General features: G+C 71.5%; 12 protein-coding genes. 3 read left to right on the top strand and 9 right to left on the bottom strand.

What is annotated here, in order from left to right:
- Positions 1 to 44: 44 nt before the first annotated feature.
- From AC0HI0_RS00060 to aspS, 3 genes are all read right to left on the bottom strand, one after another.
- Positions 45 to 1,244: a hypothetical protein gene (locus AC0HI0_RS00060; RefSeq protein WP_480930133.1), complete on the bottom strand. Its 1,200-nt coding sequence runs from the start codon at positions 1,242 to 1,244 to the stop codon at positions 45 to 47.
- A 148-nt stretch (positions 1,245 to 1,392) separates the two neighbouring features.
- Positions 1,393 to 2,334: a DUF389 domain-containing protein gene (locus AC0HI0_RS00055; protein ID WP_480930132.1), complete on the bottom strand. Its 942-nt coding sequence runs from the start codon at positions 2,332 to 2,334 to the stop codon at positions 1,393 to 1,395.
- A gap of 129 nt (positions 2,335 to 2,463) precedes the next feature.
- A complete protein-coding gene (aspS, locus tag AC0HI0_RS00050; protein WP_480930131.1) occupies positions 2,464 to 4,254 on the bottom strand; it encodes an aspartate--tRNA ligase in 1,791 nt (596 codons plus the stop codon).
- A 155-nt stretch (positions 4,255 to 4,409) separates the two neighbouring features.
- Here aspS and AC0HI0_RS00045 point away from each other — a divergent pair, with 155 nt between their 5' ends.
- A complete protein-coding gene (locus tag AC0HI0_RS00045) occupies positions 4,410 to 5,201 on the top strand; it encodes a peptidylprolyl isomerase (protein WP_480930130.1) in 792 nt (263 codons plus the stop codon).
- Between the two features lie 105 nt (positions 5,202 to 5,306).
- On the opposite strand, the gene AC0HI0_RS00040 is transcribed toward AC0HI0_RS00045, so the two are convergent.
- Entirely contained in the window at positions 5,307 to 6,494 is a 1,188-nt protein-coding gene (locus AC0HI0_RS00040) for a S8 family peptidase (protein ID WP_480930129.1), read from the bottom strand.
- Positions 6,495 to 6,734: 240 nt separating this feature from the next.
- Between AC0HI0_RS00040 and AC0HI0_RS00035 the strand changes: the two genes are divergently transcribed.
- On the top strand, positions 6,735 to 7,172 hold the full coding sequence (locus AC0HI0_RS00035; protein WP_480930128.1) for a GNAT family N-acetyltransferase: 438 nt from the start codon (positions 6,735 to 6,737) through the stop codon (positions 7,170 to 7,172).
- A gap of 29 nt (positions 7,173 to 7,201) precedes the next feature.
- Here the strand turns inward: AC0HI0_RS00035 and AC0HI0_RS00030 are convergent, their stop codons facing one another.
- The 3 genes from AC0HI0_RS00030 to AC0HI0_RS00020 all read right to left on the bottom strand — a co-directional run bounded on the left by AC0HI0_RS00030 (position 7,202) and on the right by AC0HI0_RS00020 (position 10,841).
- Positions 7,202 to 8,329: a S8 family peptidase gene (locus AC0HI0_RS00030; RefSeq protein ID WP_480930127.1), complete on the bottom strand. Its 1,128-nt coding sequence runs from the start codon at positions 8,327 to 8,329 to the stop codon at positions 7,202 to 7,204.
- 58 nt (positions 8,330 to 8,387) lie between these two features.
- Positions 8,388 to 9,599: a S8 family peptidase gene (locus AC0HI0_RS00025; protein WP_480930126.1), complete on the bottom strand. Its 1,212-nt coding sequence runs from the start codon at positions 9,597 to 9,599 to the stop codon at positions 8,388 to 8,390.
- 75 nt (positions 9,600 to 9,674) lie between these two features.
- Positions 9,675 to 10,841, bottom strand: coding sequence for a S8 family peptidase (locus tag AC0HI0_RS00020; RefSeq protein WP_480930125.1), 1,167 nt, complete (start codon positions 10,839 to 10,841; stop codon positions 9,675 to 9,677).
- Between the two features lie 343 nt (positions 10,842 to 11,184).
- Between AC0HI0_RS00020 and AC0HI0_RS00015 the strand changes: the two genes are divergently transcribed.
- On the top strand, positions 11,185 to 12,147 hold the full coding sequence (locus tag AC0HI0_RS00015; protein WP_480930124.1) for a hypothetical protein: 963 nt from the start codon (positions 11,185 to 11,187) through the stop codon (positions 12,145 to 12,147).
- A gap of 24 nt (positions 12,148 to 12,171) precedes the next feature.
- Here the strand turns inward: AC0HI0_RS00015 and AC0HI0_RS00010 are convergent, their stop codons facing one another.
- Positions 12,172 to 13,329 carry an acyl-CoA dehydrogenase family protein gene (locus AC0HI0_RS00010; protein WP_480930123.1) on the bottom strand — a complete coding sequence of 386 codons (1,158 nt, stop codon included), beginning with the start codon at positions 13,327 to 13,329 and terminating at the stop codon, positions 12,172 to 12,174.
- 50 nt (positions 13,330 to 13,379) lie between these two features.
- Positions 13,380 to 15,308, bottom strand: coding sequence for an acetyl/propionyl/methylcrotonyl-CoA carboxylase subunit alpha (locus AC0HI0_RS00005; RefSeq protein ID WP_480930122.1), 1,929 nt, complete (start codon positions 15,306 to 15,308; stop codon positions 13,380 to 13,382).

The raw sequence follows: 15,308 nt of genomic DNA, 5'->3' as shown, positions 1-15,308 counted from the left end.
CCATCGCGCAACGACGTGTCCACCCGGGAACAGCCGGCGGAACGCTACCGGAATGCCGGGTACAGCGGCAGTTCCGCGGCGTCCGACCCGTACCGGGACGTCAGCGCCGCGATCACCGCCTCGGCGTGCGCGGCGACCGGCTTCACGCCCAGCGCCAGCGCGTCCGAGCGCAGCCGCACCCACCGCGAGGTGAGCACGGTGCTGCGCGGCGGCGAGTCCAGCGGCCGGTGCCCGGACGGCAGCGCCGAGTCCAGCCCCGGCAGACCGCGCCACGTGCCCAGCCACACCCACAGCAGCTGCGATTCCAGCAGCCGGGGCAGGAACACCGCGTCGTCGTCCAGGTCCGGCCACACCGAGCCGACCTCGGCCCGCCACGCCGCCACCATCGCCTCGGACATCCCGGCGGGCAGCCCGTAGCCGCACCAGCACGACGGGAACGGCACCCGCAGGCACGCCGCGTCGAACACGATGTCGCGCACGCAGCCGCCCTCGAAGTCCAGGAACCGCACGCCCCGGCTGGTCACCAGGTGGTTGTCCGGACAGGACGTGGACGGGCTGAACGCGCGCCGGCGGGACGCGCCGAACCCGCGCAGCGCCTGCTCGGCGAACTCCACCGCGGCGGGCGGGGTGTCGACCTCCAGCGCTTCGAGGAGCAGCTTCGGCAGCCCGGCCAGCGCGGCGTGCACGTCGACCGCGATCGGGTCCGCGCAGCACTGGCTGCCCTGGCGGCGCATCAGCGCGTCGAAGTCGGCGTCGCGGCCCGCCGTGGTGGCGTGCAGCCGGCCCATCGCGTGCGCCCACGAGAGCAGCCCGCGCTCGGCGGCGCGCGCGTCCGAGCCGAGCAGCTTCTCGGCCAGCCGAGGGGCCTTGCCGAGGTCTTCGAGCACGACCAGCCGCTTGCCGTTGTCCTGGGCGACGAGTTCGGGGGTGAGCCGGTCCTCGCCGGGCAGCGCGGTGAGCAGCTTGTGCGAGACGGCCTCGTGCGCGAACGGGTCCCGGTCGGCCACCGCCGACGGGTAGCGCTTGACCACGAGCGTGCGGGGCAGCGAGAACGGCGTCGCCGCCACCCGCACCCGCACCACCACGGACCGACCGGCACCACCGAGCCGTTCGGGGTCGGCCAGCCGCACCGCCGCGCCGAACCGACCGCTCAGCACCGATTCGGCGGCGGCTACCGCCGCGAGCAGTTCGGAGTGGTCCGCGTCGTCGATGTCCGCCGGGCCGGCGGTGATCTCCACGCTCATCCCCTCCGACCCTACCCCGGTGGCCACCGACCTGACAGAACCCGTCCGGGCACCGTGACGGTAGTGCTCATATGCATGGTTCGACCACCACTTGTCGATACTGCAACCAAGTCAGCGCAGTGGCACAGCCGTCCCACTGGGCGGGAAGTCAGCCGTTGGAGAGCGGTCGCCCCAGGTCACGGCTCCGACTACGCCGATTGCGCAGCGCGAGCACCGCCGCGGCGGCCACCACGATCCCGACCAGGTTCACCGCCAGTTGGAGGACCGACATGCCGCAGATGGCCCACTCCCCCAGCACCGCCGCGATCGCCGCGTACCCGGCGGCGGGCACGGTGGTGACCGAGATGAACACCCCGACCAGCGCCGCGGACTTCGCCGAGGTCATCGACAGCATCCCGGCCGCGCCCGCGAGCAGCGCGACGATCAGCGAGAACGGCCCGACCTGGAACACGAAGTCGACCTCGTGCGCGGCCAGGACCATGCTCCGGTCGAACAGCCCGGCGTAGGAGCCGACCACCGCGCCGCCGAAGGTGACCACCATGGCGAGCGGGAACCCGACCGCGAGCGCCAGACCGGCCCGCCGCACCAGGTCCCAGCGCCGCAGCACGGACCCCACCGCGATCGCCGCCAACGGCCCGAACTCGGGCCCGACGACCATCGCGCCGACGATCGTGACCGGCGAGTTCGTCACCACCCCCACCGCCGCCAGCAGGCAGGCGATGGTGAGGAACGACAGGAACGTCACGTTGAGCCGCGACTCCTCGCCGGTCCGGGCGATCAGCTCCTCCCACACCACGGCGTCGGCGGCCTCCCCCGGCGCGGCCTCCTCGGCCCGGTCGGCGGCGTCGGACAGGGCGGTGTCGATCTGCTCCAGCGTGACCCCGCCGCTGTGGTCGATCCCCAGCCCGCACAGCGCCTCGACCACCTCGTCGGTGGCCTCCCGCGCCACGTCGGCCTCCACGACGTCGCCGGCGGGCTCGATGGCGGCACCGGGGAACAGCACGACGTGCGTGACGCCGGGGTGCTCCTTGAGCACGGCCAACACCTCGTCGGTGGCATCGACCGGGCACACGGCCCGCAGGTGCAACATGCCCCAACTGTGCCCGACCCCCGACGAGCCCGCCCGAGCCCACCCCGGAAACCGGCACCGCCTACGAACGCGTCGGCCGCCCCCGGGCGATCCCGGGAGCGGCCGACGAGCGGGTCACGCCCGCCCGGCTTACGCCTTCGCGTCCTGGCCCTTGGGCTCCTGGGGCTTGGCGTCCACCCCGGCCTCCTTGCGCTGCTGGGCCGAGATCGGGGCGGGCGCGGAGGTCAGCGGGTCGAACCCGCCGCCGGACTTCGGGAACGCGATGACCTCGCGGATCGAGTCCGCGCCGGACAGCAGCATGGCGATCCGGTCCCAGCCGAACGCGATGCCGCCGTGCGGGGGCGCGCCGTACTTGAACGCGTCGAGCAGGAAGCCGAACTGCTCCTGGGCCTCCTCCGGCCCGATGCCCATGATGTCGAAGACCTTCTGCTGCACGTCGGCCCGGTGGATACGGATCGACCCGCCGCCGATCTCGTTGCCGTTGCAGACGATGTCGTAGGCGTAGGCCAGCGCGTTGCCCGGGTCGGTCTCGAACTTGTCGATCCAGTCGGCGTTGGGCGAGGTGAACGCGTGGTGCAGCGCGGTCCACTGGCCGGTGCCCAGCGCGATGTCGTCGCCGATCTTGTCCACGGCCTCGAACATCGGCGCGTCGACGACCCAGACGAACGACCAGGTGCCCTCTTCGATCAGGCCGATCCGGTGCGCGATCTCCACCCGGGCGGAGCCCAGCAGCGCCCGCGCGCCGTCCGGCTCGCCCGCGCCGAAGAACACGCAGTCACCGGGCTTCGCGCCGACGGCGGCGGCCAGGCCGGCGCGCTCCTGCTCGGACAGGTTCTTGGCGACCGGGCCGCCCAGCGTGCCGTCCTCGGCGACCAGCACGTACGCCAGACCGCGCGCACCGCGCTGCTTGGCCCACTCCTGCCACGCGTCGAGCGTGCGCCGGGGCTGGTCCGCGCCGCCGGGCATGACCACCGCGCCCACGTACGGGGCCTGGAACACCCGGAACGGGGTCTCCCGGAAGTACTCGGTGAGTTCGGTCAGCTCCAGCCCGAACCGCAGGTCGGGCTTGTCCGTGCCGTACTTGGCCATCGCCTCGGCGAAGGTCATCCGGCGGATCGGCAGCGGGATCTCGTAGCCCGCGAGACCGCTCCACAGGCCGCGCAGGATCTTCTCCCCGAGCGCGATGACGTCGTCCTGCTCGACGAAGCTCATCTCGATGTCGAGCTGGGTGAACTCCGGCTGCCGGTCGGCGCGGAAGTCCTCGTCCCGGTAGCAGCGCGCGATCTGGTAGTAGCGCTCCAGCCCGCCCACCATGAGCAGCTGCTTGAACAGCTGGGGCGACTGCGGCAGCGCGTACCAGGAGCCGGGGCGCAGCCGCGCGGGCACCACGAAGTCGCGCGCGCCCTCCGGCGTGGACCGGGTCAGCGTGGGGGTCTCGACCTCCACGAAGTTCTCGGCGTGCAGCACGTCGCGCGCGATCCGGCTGGCCTCGCTGCGCAGCCGGATCGCCTTCGCGGGGCCGGAGCGGCGCAGGTCCAGGTAGCGGTGCTTGAGCCGGGTCTCCTCGCCGACCTCCAGGTGGTCGTCGAGCTGGAAGGGCAGCGGCGCGGACTCGTTGAGCACCTCCAGCGCGGAGGCGTAGACCTCGATCGCGCCGGTGGACAGGTCGGGGTTCTCGCTGCCCTCGGGCCGCAGGGTGACCTCGCCGACGACCTTCACCACGAACTCGGAGCGCAGCCGGTGGGCGCGCTCGGCCATCTCGCCCTCGCGGAACACCACCTGCGCGATCCCCGAGGCGTCCCGGAGGTCGATGAAGATCACGCCGCCGTGATCGCGCCTGCGGGCCACCCACCCGGTCAGGGTGACGGACTGCCCGGCGTGCTCGGCGCGGAGCGTCCCGGCCTCGTGCGTGCGCATCACGGGTACTGCACTCCTCAGGTCCAAGGTGCTAGCTGAATGTCACTCGGGCGTCAAGGCTAGCCAACGACCCCCCGGAACCCGCCACCAGGTTTGTTTGAGCCCCCTCCGCGCGCCCGCCGGATGCCTGTGCTCACCCGGTGGTCAGACGCCTGCTCGTGAGCGCCGTGTCGGTCCTGCTCGCCGGTGGCTGCGCCTACACGGTCCAGGGCGCTCCGGTGGCGGGCCCGCTGCCCGAGGTGCCGACGGTCGAGTGCTCCTACCTCGACACGTCCGAGGAGCCGAACAACAAAGCCGTCGAACCACCGTCCGGCAAGCAGGTCCCGGCCGCCGGCCGGGTCGTGGTGCGACTGGACACCGCCTCGGGCGCGCTGGAGTTCACGCTGGACGCGGCGTCCGCCCCGTGCTCGGTGCACAGCTTCCGCCACCTGGTCGGGCAGCGCGTCTACGACGGCAACCCGTGCCACCGCCTGGTGACCGAGGGCATCCGGGTGGTCCAGTGCGGCGACCCCACGTCGAGCGGCGTCGGCGGCCCCGGCTACCGCTGCGACGACCCGAAGGCCCGGACCGGCGGCTACCGGCGCGGCGTGATCGGCATGGCGAACCGGGCGACGGCGGGCACCAACGGCAGCCAGTTCTTCATCGCCTTCAAGGACAGCGAATTCCCGCCGGACCACCCGGTGATCGGCGAGGTCACGAAGGGCCTGGACGTCCTCGACCAGGTGGCCGCCGCCGGCGTGGTCCCGGTGTCGAGCGCCACCGACGGCAAACCCGTCAAGGAACTCAAGTTCAAAAGGTCCAGGAGAAGTAGTACGCATTCCCGACGCGGCCGACACCGTGCCGGACCTGCGGCTACCGCCTGCGGTTCGCCGATCGACGGCCGGACCGCCGAATTGACGGGAACAGCGGCTTCGGGGTGGCCGGGAAAGCGATCCACGCGGGACGGATGACGTCGGGCCGAATGGTCGACGTGCGACTTGTGAATTCGCGTCGGGCCGGCCCGCGGAAAAGGCCGTCCCCGGCGGGCACCGGGGACGGCCGACGTGATCCGGCGATCAGGCGCTGGGCGCCAGGTAGAGCAGGCGGTTCGGCGAGCCGGAACCCGGGCCGGTCACCTTGCCCGGGGTGGCCTGGCCGACCAGGTACGACGCGACCTGCGCCGGCGTGGCCGCCCGGTTGTTCTGGAGGTACCGCGCGACCGCGCCCGCCACGTGCGGCGTGGCCATCGAGGTGCCCGAGATGGTGTTGGTGGCCGAGTCCGAGGTGTTCCAGGACGAGGTGATGCCCGACCCCGGCGCGAAGATGTCCAGCACCGAGCCGTAGTTCGAGTAGCTGGCCCGCGCGTCGGTCTTCTCCGTCGCGCCCACCGTGATCGCCTCGGTGACCCGGGCCGGGGACGTCGAGCCCGCGTCGGTGTTGCTGTTGCCCGCCGCGAGCGCGTACGTGACACCGGCCTGGATCGACTTGCGCACCGCGTTGTCGATCGTCGTGGACGCGCCACCGCCGAGGCTCAGGTTCGCCACCGCCGGCTTGACGTGGTTCTTGGTCACCCAGTCGATGCCCGCGACGACACCGGCGGTCGTGCCGCTGCCGCCGTTGTCCAGCACGCGCACGCCGTAGATCGTCGCGCCCTTCGCGACGCCGTACTGGCTGCCCGCGATGGTGCCCGCCACGTGCGTGCCGTGGCCGTGGCCGTCCTGCGCCACGTTGTCGTTGTCCACCGCGTCGAACCCGTTGCGGGCCCGGCCGCCGAACGTCGAGTGCGAGATCCGCACACCGGTGTCCACGACGTAGACGTTCACGCCGGCGCCGGTCGAGGTGTAGCTGTACGCCGAGTCCAGCGGCAGGTTCTTCTGGTCGATCCGGTCCAGGCCCCACGACGGCGGGTTGGACTGGGTGGTCTCGACGTGGAACACCTGGTCCTGCTCGACGTACTCGACGGCCGGGTTGGCCGCCAGCCGCTTGGCCGCCGACTCCGGCAGCGAGACGGTGAAACCGTTGAGCGACTTGCTGAACACGCGGTCGACCTTGCCGCCGTAGCGGGCGGCCAACGACGCGGCGGAGTCCGCCGAACCGTCCTTGAGCTTCACGATGAAGCTGTTGTGCACCTTCTCGGCCGCGTCGGCGGCGCGGATCTCGCCTTCGGCGGCCTGGGCGGGAGACGCCAACAGGGTGGAAGCCGCGGCGGTGATCGCCACCGCGCCGACGCCGGCCAGGAACCGGACCTGTCGTGACTGTCGCATCAAGTTTCCGTTCTCGAAGTGGTGACCGACGCGCCCACCCACCGGGACGGAGATCGCAGGGTGTGGGTGTGACGCAGGGCCACCTTGCCCTCGCTGACAGTCACCAACTCAAACAGCCGGACCCGCCGCCGGCCAAGGGCGAAAGATTGCCAGTTATCACTCTGCGTGAAGAAAACCCGTGACCAGCGTTTTCCCGAATTCCGGGAGACCTGGTAAAAGCGAGCCGATACCGTCCCTGACATGCGATTGGAACCCGTCACCGAGGACAACTACCGCGCCGTCATCGCCCTGGAGGTTCACGAAGAGCAACGGAGCTTCGTGGCCACCAACCTGAAGTCCATCGCCGACGCGTGGATCCACCGGCCCCTGATGGAACCGATGGCGATGTACTCGGCAGACGACCTGGTCGGCTTCACGATGCTCTCCCGGGAGCACCCGCACGACCTGCACGTCGTCCGCTTCATGATCGACCGGCGGGCGCAGGGCAGAGGTCTGGGCCGCAAGGGCCTGGCCGCCGTCGCCGAGGTCGCCCGCGCCGAGCGGCGCACGCGGCTGTCCCTGAGCATCGTCCCCGGCAACGCCGTGGCACACGGCCTCTACAAGGCGTTCGGCTTCGTGGAGACCGGCGAACTGGACGAGGGCGAGATCGTCATGAAGCACGACCTCGCCCCCGCCTGATCGGCCCCGCCGACGTCAGCGCACCGACGTCACCGCGAGGGCGACCAGTACAGCAACGCGCCCCACGACAACGGCGTGGCTTCCTTGACGATCTCGGCCTGCACCTGGGCCGGGGTGGCCGTCGTGTTGCGCTGCAAGTACCGCAGCGCAACACCGGACACGAACCCGGTCGCCGGAGACCCGCTGATCGTGTTGGTCGCCGTGTCGCTGGTGTACCAGGCCGACGTGATGCTCTGCCCCGGCGCGTACACGTCCACGATCCGGCCGTAGTTGGAGAACGACGTCCTGGTGTCGGTGTTGGTCGAGTACCCCGACGTGATCGCCTCGGCCACCCGCGCCGGCGAGAAGTTGATCGCGTCGGAGTTGCTGCCGCCCGCCGTCACCGACGCCGTGACGCCGGACTTGATCAGCGCGACCACCGCGTCGTCCAGCGCCTGGGACACCCCGCCGCCCAGGCTCAGGTTCGCCACCGCGGGCTTCGCGGCGTTGCGCGCCACCCAGTCGACGCCCGCGATCACGCCCGCCGTCGTGCCGCTGCCGTTGCCGTCGAGCACCCGCACGCCGCACACCCTGGCCTGCTTCGCGACCCCGTAGGTCTTGCCCGCGATCACGCCCGCCAGGTGCGTGCCGTGGCCGTTGTCGTCCTGCGCCACGTCGTCCTTGTCGATCGCGTCCCAGCCGTTGCACGCCCGTCCGCCGAACTCCTGGTGCGTCACCCGGATCCCGGTGTCGATCACGTACGCCGTGGTGCCGCGCCCGGTGGTCGTGTAGGCGTACTTGGTGTCCAGCGGCAGCTTCCGCTGGTCGATCCGGTCGAGCCCCCAGGGCGCGTTGTCCTGCCTCGTCGGCGGGGCGATCCGCACGACCTGGTCCTGCTCCACGTACTCCACCGCCGGGTCCGCGGCCAGCCGCCGGGCCTCGGCCGCGCCGAGCTTCGCCGTGAAGCCCTTGAACGGCCCGGAGAACACCCGGTCCACACCGGCCACCTTCGACGTGACGACGCCGAACGCCGCCGCGTCGGTCAACTTCACGATGTAGCTCCCCGGCACCGCCGACGCGGAGTTCGCGTGCAGCACCGCGCCTTCGGCCTGTGCCGGTGTCGACACGACCCCCATCGCCAGGGCGGCGACGCCCAGGCCGGTCATCAGCTTGCGCATGGCAGTTTCCTTTGCAGGGAGGGGATCCCCGGGCCACAGGTGTCCCGGGGACGAGCGGTCACCGCGTGGGCGACCAGTACAGGAGCCGACCCCAGGGCAGCGGGGTCGCCTCGTTCACCAGTTCCGCGTGCACCTGGGCGGGTGTCGCGGTCGGGTTGAACTGGAGGAACCGAACGGCCACACCGGACACGAAACCGGTCGACATCGACGTGCCGCTCAACGTGTTGGTCGCCGTGTCGCTGGTGTGCCACGCGGCCGTGATCCCGATGCCCGGCGCGAACAGGTCGACACCCGGGCCGTAGTTGGAGAAGGAGGCGCGCGTGTCGGTCTGCGTGGACGACCCGGACACCAGCGCTTCGACGACGCGCGCCGGCGAGGTGTTCACCGTGCCGCTGCCACTGCCGCCGGCCGTCACCGACGCCGTCACACCGGAGCGGATCATCGCCCGCACCGCGTCGTCCAGCGCGGTGGACACCCCGCCGCCGAGGCTGAAGTTGGCCACCGCGGGCTTGCGCGCGTTGCGGGTCACCCAGTCCACACCCGCGATCACGCCGGCGGTCGTCCCGCTGCCCTGGGCGTTGAGCACGCGCACCGCACCCACGGACACGCCCTTGGCCACGCCGTAGACCCGGCCCGCGATGATGCCCGCCACGTGCGTGCCGTGGCCGTTGTCGTCCTGCGCCACGTTGTCGTTGTCCACCGCGTCCCACGCGTGGAACGCCCGTCCGCCGAACTCCTGGTGCGTCACCCGGATCCCGGTGTCGATCACGTACACCGTGACCCGCTCGCCGGTCGACGTGTAGCTGTACTTAGTGTCCAGCGGCAACGCCCGCTGGTCGATCCGGTCGAGCCCCCAGGGCGCGTTGGTCTGCGTGGTGGGGGCGTTCGCCGACGCGCCGACCCCGCCCGTCCCGCCCGACGAGGCCCGCACCACCTGGTCCTGCTCGACGTACTCCACCAACGGGTCGGCGGCCAGCCGCCGCGCCTGCTTCTCGCTCAACCGGGCCGAAAACCCGTGGAACCCACCGCCGAACACCCGCTGCACCCCGGCGACCCGCGCCCCGACCGAGTCCACCGACACCGAGTCCTTGAGCTTCACCAGGTAGCTCCCCGGCACCGCCCACGCCGACCCGGCGTGGCGCACCACGCCTTCCGCCGCGCTGGCCCCACCGGCCGAACCCGACGCCACCCCCGGCGCCACGACCGCGCCGAACAGCACCGCCGCCACCAGCGCGGACCTCGACCTGCCCGTTCTCATCTGCGTGTGCATGAATGTTTTCCTTTGCGGGGATGGGGAAAACCCCGGCGCGGGTCGCGCGCCGGGGTTCCCGTGACACAGGGGGCGTCAGGCCGTGGGGGCCCAGTAGAGCAGCCGGTTCGGCGAGCCGGAGCCGGGGTTGGTGACCTTGCCGGTGGTGGCCGCGTTCACGATCGCGGTCTGGGCCTGGGCGGGCGTGGCCGCCCGGTTGGCCTGGAGGTAGCGGGCCACGACGCCGACCACGTGCGGGGTCGCCATCGAGGTGCCGCTGATCGTGTTGGTCGCGGTGTCGCTGGTGTTCCAGCTGGACAGGATGTCCGAGCCGGGCGCGAACACGTCGACCAGCGAGCCGTAGTTGGAGAAGCTCGACCGCGCGTCGGTCTTCGTCGTCGAGCCGACGGTGATCGCCTGGGTCACCCGCGCGGGCGAGTAGCCGGAGGCGTTGGCGTTGCTGTTGCCCGCCGCCACGCCGTAGACGACACCCGCGGCGATGGACTTGCGAACCGCGTCGTCCAGGGTGGTGGACGCGCCGCCGCCGAGGCTCATGTTGGCCGCGGCCGGCTTGACGTGGTTCTTGGTGACCCACTCGATGCCCGCGACGACACCGGCGGTGGTGCCGCTGCCGTTGTTGTCCAGCACGCGCACCGCGTGGATCGTGGCGCCCTTGGCGACGCCGTAGGTGTTGCCCGCGATGGTGCCCGCCACGTGCGTGCCGTGGCCGTTGCCGTCCTGGGCGACGTTGTCGTTGTCCACGGCGTCGAAGCCGTTCTTGGCCCGGCCGCCGAAGTCGGTGTGGCTGATCCGGACACCGGTGTCGATGACGTAGACGTTCACGCCCGCGCCGGTGGTGTTGTAGGTGTACTTCTGGTCCAGGGGCAGGTTCTTCTGGTCGATGCGGTCCAGGCCCCACGGGGGGTTGGTCTGGGTCGCGGCGATCCGCACCACCTGGTTCTGCTCGACGTAGTCGACCGCCGGGTCGGCCGCGAGGCGCTTGGCCGCGCGCTCCGACAACGTGGCGGAGAACCCGTTCAACGCCGTGGAGAAAATGCGGTCCACCTGCCCGCCGAAGCGCGCGGCGAGCGAGTTCGCACTCGCCGTGGAGAAATCCTTGAGCTTCACGATGTAGCTGTTCGGGATCGCGTCGGCCGCGTCGGCGGAGAGGATCGCGCCCTCCGCCGCCTGCGCGGGCGGTGCGACCAAGGCGAGCGCGACCGCACCGACGGCGGCTCCGGCTGTCAGGTTGAGCTTGCGCATACTCGTGTCCGTTTCTTCGCAGGGAACGGTCGACGGCGCCCGCCAGCGGCAAGGGAGCGGGGCCTCCACCGCGTGGGGTGTGCCACACATCACCCCACGTCTTCGAGGCTATGCGGCGGTTCGGGTACCGGGAAGCGACCAGACGTCCCAGTGGCGGTGGGACGATCGCCCGGACCACACCTTCACACCACTGCTGTTAATGAGAATTCAAACATTCCATGGCCGACCGGATTTTGCCCGCCGATTCGGTTAAATTCACGTCGGGAAACCCGATCGGCTGTACCGCGGAGTGGATTTCGCACGATAACGTCGCTCGCCTTGTCCTCGGGAGAACGGAGCGGAGATGCCTACGCCAGTCGTCGGACCGGAATCGCGGGTACGCGATCCCCGACGCATCGACGCAGGAGCGGACCCCTTCGCGGACGCATTGCGATCGGCGATCCGGGCGAAAGGGCTGAGCCTGGAACGCATCCAGCACAAGCTGCGGTCACGCGGCGTGGCGGTGAGCATCGCCGCGCTGAGCTATTGGCAGTCGGGGCGACGCCGACCGGAACGGCCCGACTCACTGACCGCAGTCGGCCACCTGGAGGAGATCCTGGAGGTCGGCGAAGGCGGCCTGAGCACCCTGCTGGGACCGCCGCGACCACGCGGGAAGGCACGACCCCGGATGCGGTTGGCGGGCCCGGAGGGGTGGGCCCAGGCGGGCGACTACGAGTCGGTCGCGGAACTGCTGGCGGACGTGGACACCACCACGGACCAGGACCTCACCCGGCTCAGCTTGCGGGACCAGGTCGAGCTGGCGATGGACGGCAGCACCCGCCGGGTGCGGTCGCGCCAGGTGCTGCGCGCCGAACGGGCGGGCGTCGACCGCGTCCTGCTGGGCTACGACACCCGGCTGCCGGGCGACCCGCTGCCGGTGATCGGCACGCTGCGCTCGTGCAGACTGGGGCGGGTCTCCGCCGACCCGCGGAACGGTCTGATGATCGCCGAACTGCTGTTCGACCGGCCGTTGCGCAGGGGAGAGCGCACCGCCGTGGAGTACGAGTTGATCCACGTCGCGCCGCACCACCCGACGTACGACAACACCCACTCGCGCCGCTTCCGGCACCCGGTTCGGGAGTACGTGCTGGAGGTCCGGTACGACTCGCGCTGCCGTCCGGTGCGCTGCGAGCAGTTCACCTCCGACCTGTCCGGCGGAGAACCCGCCGACGTGCGCGAAACCCCGGTGGACACCTGGGGCTACGCGTACGCCGTCGCCTTGGACTTCGGTCCCGGGGTGGTCGGCCTGCGCTGGCAGTGGTCGTGAGCCGACGCCGGACGTGGTCGTGACTCAGTAGGAGCGCGGCAGCCCGAGGGTGTGCTGCGCCACGAAGTTCAGGATCATCTCGCGGCTGACCGGAGCGATCCGGGACAACCGGGACGCGGCGAGCAGGGCACCGAGTCCGTACTCGGCCGACAGCCCGTTCCCGCCGTGCACCTGGATGGCCTGGTCCACGGTCGCCGCCACCGCCTCACCGGCCGCGTACTTGGCCATGTTGGCCGCCTCACCCGCAGCCCGGTCTTCTCCAGCGTCGTAGAGAGCCGCGGCCTTCTGGGTCATCAACCGAGCGAGTTCGACCTGGATCGCGCACTGCGCCAACGGGTGCGCGACGCCCTGGTGCGCACCGATCGGCGTGCCCCACACCGCACGGGTGCGGGCGTAGTCGGCAGCCTGGGCCAAGGCGCGGCGGGCCATGCCGGTGGCGAACGAGGCCGCCATGATCCGTTCCGGGTTGAGCCCGGCGAACAACTGGGCCAACCCGGCGTCCTCGGCCCCTACCAGCGCGTCCGGTGGCAGGCGGACATCGTCGAAGAAGCAGGTGAACTGCTTCTCCGGGGACACGACCTCCATCGGGATGTGCTGGTAGGTGAAGCCGGGCGCGTCGGTCGGCACGATCATCAGCGACGGCATCAGCCGCTGCCCCGACGAGTCGACGTGCCGGGCCACCACCAGCACCGCCGACACCTCGTCCACCCCGGAGATGTAGTACTTGCCGCCGGAGAGCACCCACTCGTCGCCGTCGCGGCGGATGGCCGTGGCCAGCTTGTGGGAGTTGGACCCGGCGTCCGGCTCGGTGATCGCGAACGCCATCTTGGTGGTCCCGTCGGCGAACCCGGGCAGCCACCGGCGCTTCTGCTCCGCCGTGCCGTAGCGGGCGATCACCGTGGCGCAGATGGCCGGGGAGACCACCATCAGCAGCATCGGGCACCCGGCCGCCGCCAGTTCCTCGCACACCGCCGCGAGGTCGCCGATGCCGCCGCCACCACCGCCGTACTCCTCCGGCACGGCCACGCCCAGGTAGCCCAGCCTCCCGGCCGCCGCCCACAGCTCGTCGGTCTTCTCCCCCGCGCGGGCCTTGGCCACGAAGTACTCGTGCCCGTAGCCGCCGGCGAAGTCGGCGACCGCCTCGCGCAGCGCCCGCCGCTCGTCGCTCTCCACGAAGTCCACGCCCGTGCCTCCTCTGCCGCTCCCGCCACACCCACCTCGGCCCCGGGACGTCACCGCACGGCGGAACCCGCCCCAGCGGCCGTCTCAGGCCCCGTTCCAGCGCCCGCTTGAGGCCCTGCCGGCTCGACCACGGCGAGCACGTCGCCCGCGTCGACCCGATCCCCCGCCGCCACGCGGACTTCCGCGACCGTGCCACCGGCCGCCGCGAGCACCCGGTGCTCCATCTTCATCGCCTCCAGCACCACCAGCTCCGCACCCGCCGCCACCGCCTGTCCGGGTGCCGCGGACACCCGGACGACCGTGCCCGGCATCGGGGCCGCGGTGGCTCCCCGGGCGAGGGTGGCGACCGGCTCGGGGAACCGGGGCAGCACCCGCAGCGCGTGCCCGTCCGCGACCACCAGGTCCCCGTAGACGGCCACCGCGACCGCCCGCCGCACCCCGTCCCGCTCCAGCACGACTGCGCTGCGTGACGCCGATACCACGTGCACACCGGGATCGGCCACTACCCCGCGCCGGGTGTGCCGGTAGACCACTTCCACGGTTTCACCGTTGAATTCGAACAGTGTTTTCTGGGGTTGCGACGGAAGATTCCGCCAGCCCAGCGGTAGGTTCGTCCGACGAATTTCGGCCAGGGCCAACGCGGCCGCCAGTGCGGGCCCCCGGACGTCCACCTCGGGTGGTTCGACGAGTCCGTGCTGGTCGAGGAACCCGGTGTGGGTGGCCCCCGCGACGAAGGCCGGATGGCGCAACACCCGCACCAAAAGTTCGCGGTTGGTGACCAACCCGTGCAGGTCCGACCGGTCCAAAGCGGTGGCCAGTTTGCGAATCGCGGCATTCCGGGTCGGCGCCCACGCGATGACCTTGGCCAGCATGGCGTCGTAGTGCACTCCGACCTGGCTGCCGTCCTCCACTCCGCTGTCGGTTCTTACGCCGTCCGGCACGTGGAAGCGGTGCAGCACACCGGTCGAAGGGCGCCAGTCGTGCGCCGGGTCTTCCGCATAGAGGCGGGCTTCCACAGCGTGCCCGCGCGGTTGTGGCGGCACCTCCGGCAGCCGTTCTCCTTCCGCTATCGCGAGTTGCCAGGCGACCAGGTCGACCCCGAAAACCTCCTCGGTCACCGGGTGCTCGACCTGCAAACGGGTGTTGACCTCAAGGAAGTGGAACCGCTGGTCATCGGTGAAAAGGAACTCCACGGTGCCCGCGCCGACATACCCGATCGCGCGCGCCGCTTTGACCGCCGCGTCGAACAACCGTTGCCGCGCTTCGGGTCCGACCGCGGGGCTGGGCGTCTCCTCGACGATCTTCTGGTGCCTGCGCTGGACGGAGCACTCGCGTTCGCCCAAAACCCACACCGTGCCGGAGGTGTCGGCGAGCACCTGCACCTCCACGTGCCGGGCGTTCTCCAGCAGTGGTTCGCAGAACACCGTGCCGTCGCCGAACGCGGCTTCGGCTTCCCGACGTGCGGCGGCCACCTGGCCGGCCAGCTCGTCCGCCGAACGCACCACCCGCATCCCGCGACCACCGCCCCCGGCGGATGCCTTGACCAGCAACGGGAACCGGTCGGCCGACCCGGGGTCCAGCTCCGGCAGCACCGGCACGCCCGCGTCGGCCATCAGCTTCTTGGCCGCGACCTTCGAACCCATCGCCTCGATCGCGGCCGGGTCCGGCCCGACCCAGGTCAGCCCGGCGGCGAGCACCGCGCGGGCGAAGTCCGCGTTCTCGGACAGGAAGCCGTAGCCGGGGTGCACCGCGTCCGCGCCCGCCGCGCGGGCCGCGTCGACCAGGGCGTCGATCCGCAGGTAGGTCTCGGCGGGGGTCGCGCCGGGCAGCCGGACGGCGGCGTCGGCCTCCCGCACGTGCGGCGCGTCGGCGTCCGGGTCGGAGAACACCGCGACCGGGCTGATGCCGAGGTCGCGGCAGGTGCGGGTGATCCGCCGGGCGATCTCCGCCCGGTTGGCGATCAGCAGCTTGACGATCAT

The sequence above is a fragment of the Saccharothrix sp. NBAS 001 genome, assembly GCF_056640475.1.
Note: the sequence above shows the minus strand (reverse complement) of the source record. Positions and strands in the feature narration are given on the sequence as shown.